13 protein-coding genes are annotated in these 15,000 nt (G+C 62.2%); 11 read left to right on the top strand and 2 right to left on the bottom strand.

What is annotated here, in order from left to right:
* Positions 1 to 109: 109 nt before the first annotated feature.
* The 4 genes from purC (at position 110) to AC13C2_RS05290 (ending at position 2,678) form a co-directional block, all read left to right on the top strand.
* Entirely contained in the window at positions 110 to 871 is a 762-nt protein-coding gene (purC, locus tag AC13C2_RS05305; protein ID WP_092762683.1) for a phosphoribosylaminoimidazolesuccinocarboxamide synthase, read from the top strand.
* Between the two features lie 7 nt (positions 872 to 878).
* Positions 879 to 1,121: a phosphoribosylformylglycinamidine synthase subunit PurS gene (gene purS / locus AC13C2_RS05300; RefSeq protein ID WP_092762328.1), complete on the top strand. Its 243-nt coding sequence runs from the start codon at positions 879 to 881 to the stop codon at positions 1,119 to 1,121.
* A gap of 98 nt (positions 1,122 to 1,219) precedes the next feature.
* Positions 1,220 to 1,417, top strand: coding sequence for a CsbD family protein (locus AC13C2_RS05295; RefSeq protein ID WP_092762329.1), 198 nt, complete (start codon positions 1,220 to 1,222; stop codon positions 1,415 to 1,417).
* A 226-nt stretch (positions 1,418 to 1,643) separates the two neighbouring features.
* On the top strand, positions 1,644 to 2,678 hold the full coding sequence (locus AC13C2_RS05290) for a zinc-binding dehydrogenase (protein ID WP_482886148.1): 1,035 nt from the start codon (positions 1,644 to 1,646) through the stop codon (positions 2,676 to 2,678).
* A 118-nt stretch (positions 2,679 to 2,796) separates the two neighbouring features.
* Here the strand turns inward: AC13C2_RS05290 and AC13C2_RS05285 are convergent, their stop codons facing one another.
* The gene (locus AC13C2_RS05285) at positions 2,797 to 3,450 is read right to left on the bottom strand and encodes a MarC family protein (protein ID WP_175495838.1); all 654 of its coding nucleotides are present in this window, start codon (positions 3,448 to 3,450) and stop codon (positions 2,797 to 2,799) included.
* Positions 3,451 to 3,760: 310 nt separating this feature from the next.
* On the opposite strand from AC13C2_RS05285, the gene purQ reads away from it, so the two are divergent.
* The 7 genes from purQ to AC13C2_RS05250 all read left to right on the top strand — a co-directional run bounded on the left by purQ (position 3,761) and on the right by AC13C2_RS05250 (position 14,458).
* Positions 3,761 to 4,429, top strand: coding sequence for a phosphoribosylformylglycinamidine synthase subunit PurQ (gene purQ / locus AC13C2_RS05280; RefSeq protein WP_482886147.1), 669 nt, complete (start codon positions 3,761 to 3,763; stop codon positions 4,427 to 4,429).
* Between the two features lie 63 nt (positions 4,430 to 4,492).
* Entirely contained in the window at positions 4,493 to 6,304 is a 1,812-nt protein-coding gene (locus AC13C2_RS05275) for a sensor histidine kinase (protein ID WP_092762335.1), read from the top strand.
* Between the two features lie 9 nt (positions 6,305 to 6,313).
* Complete coding sequence (locus AC13C2_RS05270) at positions 6,314 to 7,648, top strand: sigma-54-dependent transcriptional regulator (protein WP_339641874.1); 1,335 nt, start codon at positions 6,314 to 6,316, stop codon at positions 7,646 to 7,648.
* A 66-nt stretch (positions 7,649 to 7,714) separates the two neighbouring features.
* Positions 7,715 to 8,470, top strand: a complete 756-nt coding sequence (locus AC13C2_RS05265; protein WP_482886146.1) for an endonuclease/exonuclease/phosphatase family protein — start codon at positions 7,715 to 7,717, stop codon at positions 8,468 to 8,470.
* A 484-nt stretch (positions 8,471 to 8,954) separates the two neighbouring features.
* Positions 8,955 to 11,996, top strand: a complete 3,042-nt coding sequence (locus AC13C2_RS05260; RefSeq protein WP_482886145.1) for an Rne/Rng family ribonuclease — start codon at positions 8,955 to 8,957, stop codon at positions 11,994 to 11,996.
* Positions 11,997 to 12,155: 159 nt separating this feature from the next.
* Positions 12,156 to 13,304, top strand: coding sequence for a pyridoxal phosphate-dependent aminotransferase (locus tag AC13C2_RS05255; RefSeq protein ID WP_482886144.1), 1,149 nt, complete (start codon positions 12,156 to 12,158; stop codon positions 13,302 to 13,304).
* Positions 13,301 to 14,458, top strand: a complete 1,158-nt coding sequence (locus tag AC13C2_RS05250) for an N-acetylmuramoyl-L-alanine amidase family protein (protein ID WP_482886143.1) — start codon at positions 13,301 to 13,303, stop codon at positions 14,456 to 14,458. The genes AC13C2_RS05255 and AC13C2_RS05250 overlap by 4 nt, the downstream gene beginning before the upstream one ends.
* Here the strand turns inward: AC13C2_RS05250 and AC13C2_RS05245 are convergent, their stop codons facing one another.
* Complete coding sequence (locus tag AC13C2_RS05245; protein ID WP_482886142.1) at positions 14,459 to 14,971, bottom strand: methylated-DNA--[protein]-cysteine S-methyltransferase; 513 nt, start codon at positions 14,969 to 14,971, stop codon at positions 14,459 to 14,461.
* Between the last annotated feature and the right edge of the window lie 29 nt (positions 14,972 to 15,000).

The raw sequence follows: 15,000 nt of genomic DNA, 5'->3' as shown, positions 1-15,000 counted from the left end.
TTCGATATGCGCAGCCTGACCTGCCGCTGCAAGCCGCTTCGCTTGGCAAAGCGGATGGATCGGCTTATGGACTGCCGGAACCGCGACCAAACTCACCCCCGAGGATATGATGGCCAGACGCAAGAAGGTCTACGAAGGTAAGGCCAAGATCCTGTATGAAGGCCCCGAGCCGGGTACGCTGGTCCAGTATTTCAAGGACGACGCGACAGCCTTCAACGCTGAAAAGAAGGACGTGATCGACGGCAAGGGCGTTTTGAACAACCGCCTTTCCGAATTCTTCATGGTCGGCCTCGGTCAGATCGGTGTGCCGACGCACTTCATCAAGCGTCTGAACATGCGTGAACAATTGATCCGCGCGGTCGAGATCATTCCGCTGGAAATCATCGTGCGCAACGTCGCCGCGGGCAGCCTTTCGACCCGTCTGGGCATTGAGGAAGGGACGCCTCTGCCGCGCCCGATCATCGAGTTCTGCTACAAGGACGACAAGCTGGGCGACCCGCTCGTGGCCGAGGAACACATCATTGCCTTCGGTTGGGCCACGCAGCAGGATCTGGACGATATCGTTGCACTTGCCCTTCGGGTAAATGACTTCCTGTCGGGCTGCATGCTGGCTGTCGGGATCAAGCTGGTTGATTTCAAGATCGAGGTCGGACGCATTTGGGACAATGATTTCCAGCGTCTTATCCTGGCCGATGAAATCAGCCCCGACAGCTGTCGCCTGTGGGACATTGAAACCGGCAAAAAGCTGGATAAGGACGTGTTTCGCCGCGACCTGGGCTCGCTGACCGATGCCTATACCGAAGTCGCGCGTCGTCTGGGTGTATTGCCCACCAACTCCGCCCCGGCGACCAAGCCGCATCTGATCAACTGAGGCTCCGATGACAGCAGACACCAGGAAGGTCCGCGTGACCGTCATGCTCAAGCAGGGCGTTCTCGACCCCCAGGGCGAGGCCGTGCGCCACGCCTTGGGCACGATGGGCTTTCGCGGCGTCGAAGGTGTCCGCCAAGGCAAATTGATCGAACTGGACGTGACATCCGGCACCACAGAATCCGACGTGACTGCGATGTGTGACAAACTGCTGGCGAACACCGTGATCGAAAGCTACCGCATCGAGATGTAAGGAACGGCCAAGTCTGGCTTATGAGGGCGCGCTGTCGGGAACGATGGCGCGCCCTTCTGCGTTCAATCTCCGTAACTCAACCTGCAAGGAGAGACGCGATGAACTGGGATCAAGTACAGGGTAACTGGAAGCAATTTACCGGCAAGGCCAAGCAACAATGGGCCGATCTGACCGATGACGACATCCAGCAGGCCAACGGCGACCGTGAAGTGCTGGAAGGCAAGATTCAGGAACGCTACGGCGACGACAAGGAAACCGCCAAGCGCAAGGTCGACAACTGGATCGACTCGCTTTGATCGTCTGACGATCGAAGTGTGCTGCCCCGGTCGTGCCCCCGCGCGGCCGGGGCTTTTCGTTTGCGGTCGCACCGGTTTGCGCAACAGTCACTGCGACGACAGATGTCCCGCCCCGCCCCGGTCCAGAAGACCCTCCCTGCACCTTGTCAGCTTGCCACCCGGTCTCGCGAATCCTTTACAATCTTATCCTCCCGGCAAAACCTCATGGCACCGGAGGAGAGACACCATGCGCGCCGCCATTCTCAGAGCCTACAACCAACCCCTGGTCATAGAGGATTTCCCCGACCCGGACTGCCCTTCGGATGGCGTCGTCCTGAAAACCATCGCCTGCGGCGTCTGTCGCAGCGACTGGCACGGCTGGGTCGGTGAACACCCGCGCGTCAAACCCGGTCAGATCGGAGGTCACGAATACTGCGGCGAAGTGGTGGCCGCTGGTCCGGATGCGCAGTTTGGGGTCGGAGACAAACTGGTCGCCCCCTTCATCCTTGCCTGTGGCATCTGCCCGCAATGTCGCGCGGGGCAACAGAATACCTGCTTCGATCAACGTCTGCCGGGGTTTATCGAACCGGGTGCCTTCGCCGAATATGTTGCCGTGCCCCGCGATCACAACCTGACCCGCCTGCCGGAGACCCTGTCGCCGACCGTCGCTGCAGGCCTTGGCTGTCGCGTCACGACGTCATGGCACGCGCTGACCGGGCGTGCGGCATTGCAGGCGGGCGAATGGCTGGCCGTCCACGGCACCGGCGGAATCGGGCTGTCGGCGGCCCTTCTGGGCAAGGCGCTCGGTGCCTATGTCGTGGTCGTCGATGTGGTGCAGGAAAAGCTCGACCATGCGTTGTCGCTTGGCATCGACGCCGCCGTCCTCGCATCCGACGACACTGCAGCGCAGATCAAGGAGATCACCGGAGGCGGGGCTCACGTCAGCGTCGAGGCACTGGGCATTCCCGTTACCGTCAACGCCTCGTTGAACTGCCTGCGCGTGCTGGGACGTCATGTTCAGGTCGGAATGCCCGTCGGTCACACCGCACGGATGGATGTCGACATGTCCGCTGTCTATCAAGGCAACCTCGCGCTTTATGGGACGCGCGGCATGCCCGGCTGGCGTTTTCCGTCACTGCTCGGCCTGATCACCAGCGGCAGGGTCGATATGTCCCCCCTCATCGCCCGCGAGGTCGCTTTGTCCGATACATCTGCCGAACTCGCCGCATTCAATGGCCCGACCCCTCCGGGCGTGGCCGTCATCACGGATTTTGCCGGGTAGGGACATGGGTAAATGGCGATTTCGAACCCAGAGAGCATTTCGCCCATCTCCTGGTTTTGACCGAATGATCGGTAAATGCACCGCATCGCCTTCCGAGCGGGTGTGCGAACGCGGGCATCTACCCTAGCGGAGTTTCTACGGGCGCGGGTGCGACATTAAGCACGCCGAGGGCATCGAAGCCTCCCAGGATCGAATCCACTGCGATGGTTGCCAGCACGATCCCCATCACCCGGCTGATCACGCTCGCGCCGGTGTTGCCGATAAAACGGTGAACAAAACTTGCCGCCAGCAATAGCCCCGTTGTCACGATCAAGACGATGATAAGAAGCCCGGCGGTAACGGCCTGGTCCAAAACGGACTCGGTATTGTTGTCGGTCAGGATCACGATCGCCAGCATCGCGCCGGGCGAGGCAATAGATGGCATGGCGAGCGGAAAAACCGCGCCGGCCAGGTGATCGCGTTCAGCTTCCTCGATTTCGCGGGACGGTTTGGAATCGCCGAAGATCATCGTCATCGCGAACAGGAAAAGGATGACCCCGCCCGCGATCTGAAACGATCCCAGCCGCAGGCCCAGCGTCTCCAGAAGAAACTGGCCCCCGACGAGAAACGACAGCAACACCATGGCCGCGATGGCGACGGCCCGCAATGCGAACCGTCGATGCAGATGACGCGGCACATTCTGGACGGCGAACAGAAAGACCGGGATCGAGCCGACAGGGTCTATAACCACCAGAAGCGTCACAAGCTCTTTCGTAAGGGCGGTCCAGTCCATGATGGGCAGTCTTTCTTGGCGATGGGTTGAAAACGGCTGTCCTAACCTGACCATCTGTCGGATGGAACATAGCTGTGCCTGCTTGCCAGATACCTTATGGGTCCGTGCTTTGCGCTGACCGAGGCGGACAATACTTTGGCGTCGGTCTGAATTATTCCTTTGGTTACATCTGACAGGACCCTAAAAAGCGGGTCGGAATTTTCCGTGACGGATATGCGGGACGACAATCGACGCATATCCACCGCTAGAACTCTTGAACAAAATGTGAAATGTCGCGCCCAGAGTTACCCCAGAATGTGAAAGCCGCGCCATGAAAGCCGCCGTCCTCGTCTTCCCAGGGTCCAACTGCGACCGCGATCTGGCCGTGGCCTTTCGGGGTGCCGGGTTCGATACGACGATGGTCTGGCACAAAGAAACGGAGCTTCCACAAGACATTGATGTCGTTGGCGTTCCGGGTGGGTTCAGCTATGGCGATTATCTGCGCTGCGGCGCCATCGCGGCCCGGTCGCCCATTTCCAGTGCATTGATTTCCCATGCGGACCGTGGCGGCTATGTCTTCGCGCCCTGCAATGGATTTCAGATTCTGACCGAAGCGGGGATGCTGCCTGGTGCGCTGTTGCGAAACTCCGGCCTGAAATACATCTGTCAGACCAGCGCCTTGCGCGTCGAAGAAACACAGAGTGCTTTCACCGCAGGCTATTCCAAGGGGCAGGTCATCGAGATTCCGATCGCCCATCACGAGGGGAATTACACCGCCGATCCCGACACCTTGCGGCGGCTGGAGGGCGAAAACCTTGTGGCATTCCGGTATGTTGCGACACCCAATGGCGCAATGGACGGTATTGCGGGCGTCCTGTCGCCGAACCGACGGGTGTTGGGCATGATGCCGCACCCCGAACGCGCGGCAGAGCCGCTGCATGGCAAGGCCGACGGGGCCGCGTTGTTCCGCAGTCTGGCGCAGACGCTTGTCGCTGCCTGACGATGTCCGCCGATCGGCGCATCGTCGCTTGAGACGTAGTGAACCCTTGCGGTAGATAGCAGAATGTTCTGGCGTCATCGCTCCGGTGGGTCTGTCGACCCCGAGACCGTTCCGGCGGCCTCTCTTGCAGGGGGCGCGTCCGATCGCGTCAAGTTGCGCCTTCCCTGGGCGGTGCGCGTCCTGATCGTCCTGATGATCGTAGCGGCAATTGCGGCGATCTGGGTCGTGAATATCCTTCTGACCGAACGGCTTGTGGAAACCACGCGGCAGCGGGCGGAGCTTCGGCAATCGCTCTATGGCGGTGCGATCCTGTCGGAGTTGCAGCGCAATTCGGTCGTGCCGCTGCTGCTGTCGCGCGACCCGACGCTGATCGCCGCGCTGAACGCCAAGGATTTCTCGACCTCCAGCCAGCGCCTGATTTCCTACGTGGACGAGATCGGCGCCGCTTCCATCCGCCTGCTGGATATGGACGGCCGGACTGTCGCCGCTACCGACCGGGAACAGCTCGGCTCGAATTATGCCAACAGCCCATTCTTTACCGAAGCGATCGACACCACCGATACCGTCTTCACCATCTTTCCCAATGAAGCAGGCGCTTATGAGGCCAGTTTCAGCCGTGTCGTTCAGGACGGCGTGCGACAGTTGGGCGTGTTGCAGGTGCAGGTGAACCTGTCACAGTTCGAAAGCCGGTGGCGCGGCACCACAGCCGCCGTTGCCGTGACCGACGCGGGCGGAACCGTCATCCTGTCGACAGAACCGCGCTGGCGCGGCAAGCCGCTGAGCGAGGCGATCCTGAGAACATCGGTTCCCTCGGCCCTGGACCGTGCGCTGGCAACGACCGGTGCCTTCGGAACCGATCTCGATGGACGGTATTTTTCGGGCAACGCATTGATACAATTGGAAACGCGGGTGCCGTTCCGGGGCTGGCGCCTGGTCAGTTTCACGACTTACGAAAGTGTCCGCGAACGGGTGAACGGCGTGCTCGCCCTGATTATAACGGGGTTCGCACTGCTGCTGGCATTGGGGTTCTATATCCTGAACCGACGCTCGACCCTGCGCTCGATGCTGTTCCAGCGAGAATCGGTCCAGCTGCGCCGTCTGAATGACCGGCTGTCGCGCGAAGTCGCCGAACGTAAACGTGTGCAGGAAGAGTTGAAAGAAACCGAGCAAAGTCTTGCACAGTCCTCAAAACTGGCCGCACTGGGTGAAATGTCGGCCGCCGTCAGTCACGAACTGAACCAGCCATTGGCGGCAATGAAGACCTATCTGGCCGGTGCGCGCCTTCTGTTGCAACGGCGTCGCGCGGACGAGGCGCTGTCCAGTTTTCAGCGTATCGACGACCTGATCGACCGGATGGGTGCGATCACGCGGCAATTAAAGTCCTATGCCCGCAAAGGTGGCGATGCCTTCGAGGAGGTGGATATGCGCCACGCCCTGTCCTCGGCATTGACACTGATGGAGCCTCAGTTGCGGCAAGAACAGGTGCAGTTAAGCCAGATCATCCCTGAAACGCCGGTTCTTGTGATTGCCGACCGGCTGCGTCTGGAACAGGTCATCATCAACCTTGTGCGCAACGCGCTGGACGCCATGAAAGGTTCCGAGAACCGTGAGCTGGACATCCTTCTGACGCAGGGCGAAGAAGTCGTGCTGGCGGTCCGCGACACCGGATCGGGCATCAACGCGCCCGAAAAGTTGTTCGAGCCGTTCTATACTACCAAGAAGCCGGGCGAGGGTGTCGGCCTGGGGCTGGCGATCAGCTCGGGCATCGTCAACGACCTCGGTGGGCGGCTGACCGCGCGAAATGCCGACAAAGGCGGGGCGGTCTTTGAAGTCCGCCTTCCGACAGTAGATATCGCAATGGACGCAGCCGAGTAAGGAACTCAAATGGCCGAGCAGACCCGGATCGCCATCGTAGACGATGAGCAGGACATGCGGCAATCGATCAGCCAGTGGCTGGCCCTCTCGGGATTTGCCACCGAGACTTATGCCAGCGCGGAAGAGGCGCTCAAGAAGATCACGCCGGATTATCCCGGCGTCGTCATCAGCGACATTCGGATGCCGGGCATGGACGGGATGCAGTTCCTCAAGCGATTGATGAGCGCCGACAGCAGTCTTCCGGTCATCATGATCACCGGGCATGGCGACGTGCCGATGGCGGTCGAGGCGATGCAGCTTGGCGCATATGACTTCATGGAAAAGCCGTTCAATCCGGACCGTCTGACCGAGCTTGCGCGCCGTGCGGCGCAGGCCCGCAAGCTGACGCTCGACAATCGTGCCCTGCGCCGGGAATTGTCGGACGGTACCGTGCTGATGCGCAAGCTGATCGGCACGTCCCCGGCAATGGAGCGTCTGCGCGAGGATATCCTCGATCTGGGGCAGGCCGACACGCACGTGCTGATCGACGGCGAAACCGGCACCGGCAAGACGCTGGTGGCTCACGCGCTGCACGCCGTCGGCCCGCGCCAGGGCAAGACCTTTGCCCTGACCTCCTGCGCGGCCTTGGGCGAGGAAGCCTTGGGCGCCAAGCTGTTCGGCCCGGTCACCGAAGGCGGCCTGCCGCTGGTCGAGGAAGCCCGCGGCGGCACGCTGGTGCTGGAGGATATTGAGGCGCTGCCATTGGCGTTGCAGGCTCGTCTGCTGACCTTCATCAACGATCAGGGCACCCCTGCCGAGACGCGCATCGTAGCCATCCACAATGGGTCCGATCCCGAAAAGACGCTTGAAGATTCGTTGCGGCCAGACCTGTTCTTCCGGCTGGCGGCAATGAAACTTGTTTTGCCGCCCCTGCGAAACCGGGGTGAGGACGTGCTGACGCTGTTCACGCATTTCGCCGAGTCGTTTGGCGAGGAATACGGTGCGGCCCCGCCGCAACTCTCTGCGCAGGAAGCCGCTCAACTGTTGCAGGCGCCCTGGCCGGGAAATGTCAGACAATTGATAAACCTGGGGGAACGTGCGGTTTTGCAACAGCGTCGCGGCACAGGATCGATTTCGTCGCTGCTGATGTCGGACACTCAGGAGCAGGGCGAGACTGTGCAGGTCACGACCGAGGGCAAGCCGCTGAAAGAATATGTCGAGGCGTTCGAGCGGATGCTGATCGACAATACCATGCGCCGTCATCGCGGGTCGATTGCCGGTGTGATGGAGGAGCTTTCGCTGCCGCGCCGGACCCTGAACGAGAAGATGGCGAAATACGGGTTGAGCCGTGGGAATTACCTCTAGTCGCTGAAAGGCCGGTATGCGGATCGTCAATCTGAATGCCTGGGGCGCGGCGCGGTCTGGGAGCAATTGTCCGCTTGGGTGGAGCAGGCGGCCTTCGACGTCCTCTGCCTTCAGGAAGTAACGCGCCGGATTGCGCCATCGCCCGATTGGCTGATCTATCGCGATCCGTATCGCAGGCTGGATCAGCGTGCGGACCTGTTCGGCGACATCTCCCGGCTTCTGCCCGGCTGGCTGGCCACCTTCGCGCCCGCCACTCGTGGCTTGCTGGAAGATGCGGCCGGACGGCCGATCTGGTCTGAACATGGGCTGGCCTGCTGGGTCGCACCGCAGCTTTCGGTCACGGGTCGCAGGCAGGACTTTGTTCACGGTCGGTTTCGGGCCAGCGGCTGGGGACCCGAACCTGTTCCCCGCGCAGTGCAGATGCAGCGGATCGCCAGCGGTGGCGCGGCACTGGTTGTGGCCCATCTGCACGGGCTGCGCGATCCGAACGGCAAGGGTGACACGCCCGACCGCGATACGCAGGCTGCATCGCTGCGTCGGCAGCTCCGAGAGTTTCGGAACGGGAATGAGACCGTGGTTGTCGCCGGAGACTTTAACCTGCTGCCGGACAGCTCAACCTTCGACGTGCTGGCAGCAGAAGGGTTGATCGAGCTGGTCACGACACGCGGACATTCCGATACGCGAACGGTTCTCTACCCCAAGGCACAACGACACGCGAACTACTGTTTTGTGTCCGACCCGGACCGGGTGATTGCCTTCGATGTCCCGGCAACGCCGGTAATGTCTGATCACCGACCCATGATCCTGGATCTGACCATCTGAAAAGACGGGCGGTATATCCCTTTGGAAAAGGGTGACGGGTAAAGCTGAGTTAACTAATTCGGTGCGCATTCAGATGCCAAACCGGCACACCTTTGCCGATGTGCCATTGTCTTTGCATCACTTATGTAACACATAGGACATACGGTTGTGCCGCCGGTTGGTCGGTGGTCGGGACCGGTGAGATTCTTTCCCGTGCAATCATCGGACCGATCATAGGTTCGCGCATCGGGGTAAGTTTGCGAAAGCGTGCAAATGCCGCCTTCGGAGAGACGCCCGTACCCACAACGTCGGGCATTGAACAGACCTGCCCTCCGGAAATCGGAGCGCGCGGGTCGGAGTACACGGGCGATGAGGCAGGACATGACAGTGACGGACGGGATGCGGCACAGCCGCCCCGCCGACGGTGTGCCTGCTATCGCTCCATCAATAAGACATGCCGATCTTGCCCCTCCGGGGATGCAGGTCCGATGTCATGGAAAGCACAATGGCGAAGAAAATGCTGATCGACGCCACCCACCCGGAAGAGACCCGGGTCGTGGTGGCAGACGGAAACAAGGTCGAAGAATTTGATTTCGAAAATCTGAACAAGAGGCAGCTTGCCGGAAATATCTATCTGGCCAAGGTGACGCGGGTCGAGCCCTCGTTGCAGGCGGCGTTCATCGACTATGGTGGCAACCGGCACGGCTTCCTGGCCTTCTCGGAAATCCACCCGGATTATTACCAGATACCCAAAGCCGACCGGGATGCGATTCTGGCCGAGGAACGCGCCTTTGCCGAGGCGCAGAACGCTGCGGATGAAGCGGCGGACAACAGGGCCGCGAATGCTCGAGCTGTATCGGATGCGCCAGATGGCGGGGCGGCTGGAGATGGCGAGGAAGACAAACCGAAGAAATCCCGGTCACGCAGCCGGTCGCGCAGCCGATCCAAGAAACCTGTCGAAGCCCTGACCGACAACGGTGACGCTCCTGATGCGGACAACGCGCCATCGCCCGACGAAATGCCCTCGGCAAACTCCGCGATCGAAGCGACCGAGGCCAGCGCCCCCGGCATCGTGACTGGAGGATCCGCGGATGTGTCGGAAGCCGCAACCGAAACGGTCGGGCAGGGCGGATCGCGCGACGAGACTGGCCCGCAAGATGCCGGTCCGGATGACAGTGGCCCGGATGACGAGGGTTCTGACGATAGCGGTCCGGTGAAGACCATTGCCGAAAGCGCCGGTCTGGAAGACGAGACCGTCTCTTCCGACCAGACCGCAGAGACAGCGTCGCAGACCGAGGCCGAAGCTCCGCAGGTACCGGCGGGTATGGAAACCGTCGACCTGTCCGAAGGCGAGACCGCGGAAACCAACTCTCCTGACGCCGCCGATACTCCGGTCGAGGAGCCTGCGCCCAAGCGGACCAGTCGGTCGCGGAGTCGCAAGAAGCCGGCCGAAAAGCCCGCTGAAACTCAGGACGATGTGTCACCCGCCGACGATGTCGAGACAGTATCGGGCGACGACGACGTTGCCGAAGTTCGCGCCCCCCGCGTTCAGCGCCCCAAGGCCCGCAAGTACAAGATCCAGGAAGTCGTGAAGGTCCGCCAGATCATGCTGGTGCAGGTCGTCAAGGAGGAGCGCGGCAACAAGGGCGCTGCCCTGACGACTTATCTTTCGCTGGCCGGTCGGTACTGCGTCCTGATGCCGAACACCGCGCGGGGCGGTGGCATCAGCCGCAAGATCACCAACGCGCCCGACCGCAAGAAGCTGAAGGAAATCGCACAGGAAATCGACGTGCCGCAGGGTGCGGGCCTGATCGTGCGGACGGCCGGTGCCAAGCGCACCAAGACTGAAATCAAGCGCGATTACGAATACCTGCAACGGATGTGGGAACAGGTCCGCGAACTGACGCTGAAATCAATCGCGCCCGCCCCGATCTACGAAGAGGGCAACCTGATCCACCGGTCGATCCGGGACCTGTATAATCGCGACATCGACGAAGTCATCGTCGAGGGCGAGGCCGGGTATCGCGATGCCAAGGACTACATGAAACTGATCATGCCGTCCCATGCGAAGAACGTGAAGTTGCACGCGGAGGGCGGCCAGCCGCTGTTCGCCAAGTATGGTGTCGAATCGTATCTGGCGGGCATGTTCAACCCGACCGTGCAGCTGAAATCCGGCGGCTATATCGTTATCGGTATCACCGAGGCGCTGGTCGCGGTCGACGTCAACTCGGGCAAGTCGACCAAGGAAGGCTCGATCGAAGATACCGCCACCAAGACCAACCTGGAGGCTGCCGACGAAGTAGCCCGCCAGATGCGGTTGCGCGATCTGGCCGGTCTGATTGTCATCGACTTCATCGACATGGACGAGCGCAAGAACAACGCTGCCGTGGAAAAACGTCTGAAAGACGCACTCAAGAACGATCGTGCGCGGATTCAGCTTGGCCGGATTTCGAGCTTCGGCCTGCTGGAAATGTCGCGTCAACGCCTGCGTCCCGGCATGTTGGAGGCCACGACACAGGCCTGCCCGCACTGCCATGGCACAGGCATGATCCGTTCCGACGATTCGGTCGCTTTGCAGATCCTGCGCGCTCTGGAGGAAGAGGGGACCAAACGTCGCTCGCGCGAGGTGAAGCTTACGGTTCCGGTCGACGTCTGCAACTATCTGATGAATGAAAAGCGCGAGCATCTTGCCTCGATCGAGGCGCGCTACGACATGGCCGTGCGCGTGATCGCCGATCCACAGATGGTCGCACCGGATTATTCCATCGAGAAGTTCAAGACCGCGACGCGGGTGATCCCCAAGGCCCGCAATGTGGTTCAGGTGGACACCTCCTGGACGTCTGATGACGATGACGCAATCGAGGCGGAGGAGGTCGATGCCGAGGAAGCGCCGGAGGCCGGATCGAACGACATCGGCAATTCGGAAAACGCCGATACGGAAAACGGCAACGGCGGAGAACGCGGCGATAATGACGGTGCGCCCAAGAAGAAGCGCCGCCGCCGGTCGCGCCGCAAGAAGTCCGGCAATGGCGAGCAGACGGACCAGAATGCCGGCCAGAACGGTGAGAACCGGACGGACGCTGCCGATGAAGGTTCGGATGGCTCTGCGGATGCCGCTTCCGACGCTGTGACGGCGGGTGCCGCACCCGAGGCGACCGGAACGGATGCGTCCGACGCGCCTGCGGCAGAGGATGCGCCGAAGCCCAGGTCACGGTCGCGCAGCCGCTCCCGGTCAAAGAAGGTCGAACCATCCGATACCGAAGCAGGTGCCGAGGATGCGCCGGTTGCCGCGTCTCCGGCGGAACCCGAGGCAGAGGCCGCCCCGGCGACCAAACCGAAACCCCGGTCGCGGGCCCGCACCAAAGTTCCGGCAGCCGGGACTTCAGACGAGGTCGCCAACGCCGCCGAACAGGCCGAGCAAGCCCAGCAGGCCGCGCCCGAAGCAACCTCCGCCCCGACGGCGCAGGAAGCGGACGCGGTCGTCACCGCCGACGCTGGCGACGAGCCCAAGCCCAAACGCAAGGGATGGTGGTCTTTCGGAGGCTGACACCAACCGGCAAGATCTGAATGGGGCGTCCCGCTTCGGGGCGCCCTGTTAGGTTCGGATCGTCTGTTTGCCTGCGGAACGTCGCAGATCACGCGGCGCGTCATTGACGCCCGGTGCGGGGCCGGTCCATCTGTCTGCAGACGCAGGGCGGAGGAATGAATGACAGGTGCATCAGGGGTGTCAGCCCGGTCGAACGTCGATCCATTCATCGTCATGGACGTGATGGAACAGGCCCGGCGTCTGGAAGACGCGGGCCGCAGCGTCATCCACATGGAGGTCGGCCAGCCCGGCACACCTGCCCCGCAAATCGCACGCGACGGATTGGCGGCGGCCATGGCGGACGGTGCACTGGGATACACGGTTGCACTGGGCCTGCCCGATTTGCGTGCGAAAATCGCTGACCTGTATCGTCGCTGGTACGGGGTGGACCTTGACCCGAACCGCGTGGTCGTGACCGCTGGGTCGTCGGCAGCGTTCCTTCTGGCATTCACGGCATTGTTCGATGCAGGAGATCGGGTCGGTCTGGGATTGCCGGGCTACCCGTCCTATCGTCAAATCCTGAAGGCACTGTCGTTGCAGCCAGTCGGGATTCCGACGCAGGCGGCCAACCGGTTTCAGCCGGTCGCCTCCGAATTGCCCGATCTGGCAGGATTGATCGTCGCGTCGCCCTCAAACCCCACCGGCACCATGCTGGACCGGAAGGCGATGTCATTGCTGATCGACAACTGTCACGCGCGGGGCACGGCTTTCATCTCGGACGAAATCTATCACGGATTGCATCATGATGCGCCCGCCGTCACCGCGCTGGAGGCGTCGGACGACGTCTATGTCATCAATTCGTTCAGCAAGTATTTCAGCATGACCGGCTGGCGGATCGGCTGGATGGTCGTGCCCGAAAGCCACGTCCGAACCATTGAACGGCTGGCGCAGAACATGTTCATCTGCGCCCCCCACGCCAGCCAGATCGCCGCCCTGCATGCCATGGATGCTGAGGACGAGTTGGAGGCGAACCGGGCCGTCTATGCCCGCAATCGCGCGCTTATGCTGGACGGCCTGCCAGCCGCGGGATTTGACCGGATAGCGCCACCGGACGGGGCGTTCTATATTTATGCCGACGTGAGCCACCTGACAGATGACAGTGTGAAGTTCGCATCGGAAGTGCTGGAAAAAGCAGGTGTAGCTATCACACCTGGCCTTGACTTCGATCCGGACCGGGGGGCGGGAACCCTACGGTTCAGCTATGCCCGCGCAACAGCGGATATCGAAGAAGGTCTGGCGCGACTGGAAACATTCATGGCGGCGCGATGATCCGACTGGCGTTCCTCCTGATCTGGATGGCCGGGGTCGCCGTCGCGCAGGACTTCAATGCCCGCGCGACCGTTATCGATGCCCAGGCCAAACGCGATGCCCTGACTCTGACGCTCAGCCAGCCGATACCATGGCGGGTATTCGTGGAAGATGACCCGTGGCGGTTGGTGATCGACACGTCCGAAGTCGACTGGACCACCCTGAATGCGGATCTGCTGACCAACCTTGGTCAGGCGCGCAGCGGCCGTATCCGGGCCGGCTGGTCGCGTCTGGTCATCCTTCTGCCCGGTCCCCGTCGCATCGACCGTGCCTGGATGGAGACCGGGCAGGACGCGACGATCCGTATCGCATTGGCCGACGGTGCGAACCCGACCGGCCCGCTCAGCCCGCAGGAATGGGACGCGGCACCCGATGCCGTGCCCACTGCCGCGCGGCCCCGCCAGACCGGCGATCGGCCCTTGGTAATCGCCCTCGATCCCGGTCACGGGGGTGTAGATCCCGGGGCCGAGCGGGACGGGCTGACCGAGGCTGATCTGATGTTGCGCTTCGCCCGAGAATTGGCCGAGGTGTTGCGGCGCCGGGGGCACAGGGTCGTTCTGACGCGCGAGAACGATGAATTCGTCGGCCTGCGCGGGCGGTCCACGATCGCGCGGGCGGCGAGGGCCGATCTGATGATTTCGCTGCACGCCGATGCGGTCGAGGGTGGCGGGGCCGAGGGCGCGACGGTCTATACATTGTCACCGGGCAATACCAACGCCCTGGCCGCCGAAATCGCGCAACGTCACGGTCGCGACGACCTTCTGCTGGGCGCAGGCGATATCGAACAGGGGGACGAAATCGCGCGCATCCTTGTTGAACTGGCCCGTGCGGAAACCGCGCCGCGCGGCCTGATGCTGGCCGATGCACTGGTGACGGGCTTGTCGGGGGCGGGTGTCCAGCTCCACAAGCGCCCGCGTCTGGGCGGGCGGTTCACCGTGCTGAAAGCGCCGGATATCCCGTCTGTCCTGCTGGAGCTTGGGTTCATGTCCGACCCGGAGGACATGGACAACCTGAGATCTGTCGACTGGCGTTCCCGAATGGCTGCGGCGGTCAGTGACGGTATCGAAGCATGGGCAATCGAGGATGCCGCAGAGGCGCTGCGCCTGCGGCAGTAGTCACAGCAGGCGGGGCTGACCCCCGCCGGGCATCGCGCCTTCGTGCGACAGCAGAAAAGCCTTGCGCCCGATCCCGCCGCCAAATCCGGTCAGTTTGCCCGATGCGCCGATCACCCGATGGCAGGGCAGGATGATCGGTAGCGGATTCGCCCCGTTCGCCGCTCCAACGGCCCGGCTGGCACCGGGACAGCCAAGGGCGCGGGCCATGTCGCCATAACTACAGGTTTCGCCGAACGGGATCGTGGCAAGCCAATGCCAGACCCGCATCTGAAACGCCGTGCCGCGTGGCCGTATCGGCAGGTCGAAAACGCGCAGTTGGCCAGCGAAGTAAGCGTCAAGCTGCTTGCGGACTGCGTCGAAGGCCCGGTCATTGCGCGCCCACCCGTCCTTCGGCCCAAAGGCCTTGTGCCCATCCTGGAAGCTGAGGAAATGCAGTGCGTCGGCATCGCCCGCCAGCAAAAGGGGGCCGACAGGACTGTCGTGATTGGCAAAGCACAGGGGCGGCTCGATCATGCGTCCGAAGGTGCCATGCAGGCCGGGTC

This window comes from Jannaschia sp. L-14R, assembly GCF_056857695.1.
This window is presented reverse-complemented; position numbering and strand designations above follow the sequence as displayed.

Bases quoted from the DNA above. Each gene is read 5' to 3' on its own strand.
- purC (WP_092762683.1), top strand. From the start codon at position 110: ATGGCCAGACGCAAGAAGGTCTACGAAGGTAAGGCCAAGATCCTGTAT.
- purS (WP_092762328.1), top strand. From the start codon at position 879: ATGACAGCAGACACCAGGAAGGTCCGCGTGACCGTCATGCTCAAGCAG.
- AC13C2_RS05295 (WP_092762329.1), top strand. From the start codon at position 1,220: ATGAACTGGGATCAAGTACAGGGTAACTGGAAGCAATTTACCGGCAAG.
- AC13C2_RS05290 (WP_482886148.1), top strand. From the start codon at position 1,644: ATGCGCGCCGCCATTCTCAGAGCCTACAACCAACCCCTGGTCATAGAG.
- AC13C2_RS05285 (WP_175495838.1), bottom strand. From the start codon at position 3,450: ATGGACTGGACCGCCCTTACGAAAGAGCTTGTGACGCTTCTGGTGGTT.
- purQ (WP_482886147.1), top strand. From the start codon at position 3,761: ATGAAAGCCGCCGTCCTCGTCTTCCCAGGGTCCAACTGCGACCGCGAT.
- AC13C2_RS05275 (WP_092762335.1), top strand. From the start codon at position 4,493: ATGTTCTGGCGTCATCGCTCCGGTGGGTCTGTCGACCCCGAGACCGTT.
- AC13C2_RS05270 (WP_339641874.1), top strand. From the start codon at position 6,314: ATGGCCGAGCAGACCCGGATCGCCATCGTAGACGATGAGCAGGACATG.
- AC13C2_RS05260 (WP_482886145.1), top strand. From the start codon at position 8,955: ATGGCGAAGAAAATGCTGATCGACGCCACCCACCCGGAAGAGACCCGG.
- AC13C2_RS05255 (WP_482886144.1), top strand. From the start codon at position 12,156: ATGACAGGTGCATCAGGGGTGTCAGCCCGGTCGAACGTCGATCCATTC.
- AC13C2_RS05250 (WP_482886143.1), top strand. From the start codon at position 13,301: ATGATCCGACTGGCGTTCCTCCTGATCTGGATGGCCGGGGTCGCCGTC.
- AC13C2_RS05245 (WP_482886142.1), bottom strand. From the start codon at position 14,971: ATGATCGAGCCGCCCCTGTGCTTTGCCAATCACGACAGTCCTGTCGGC.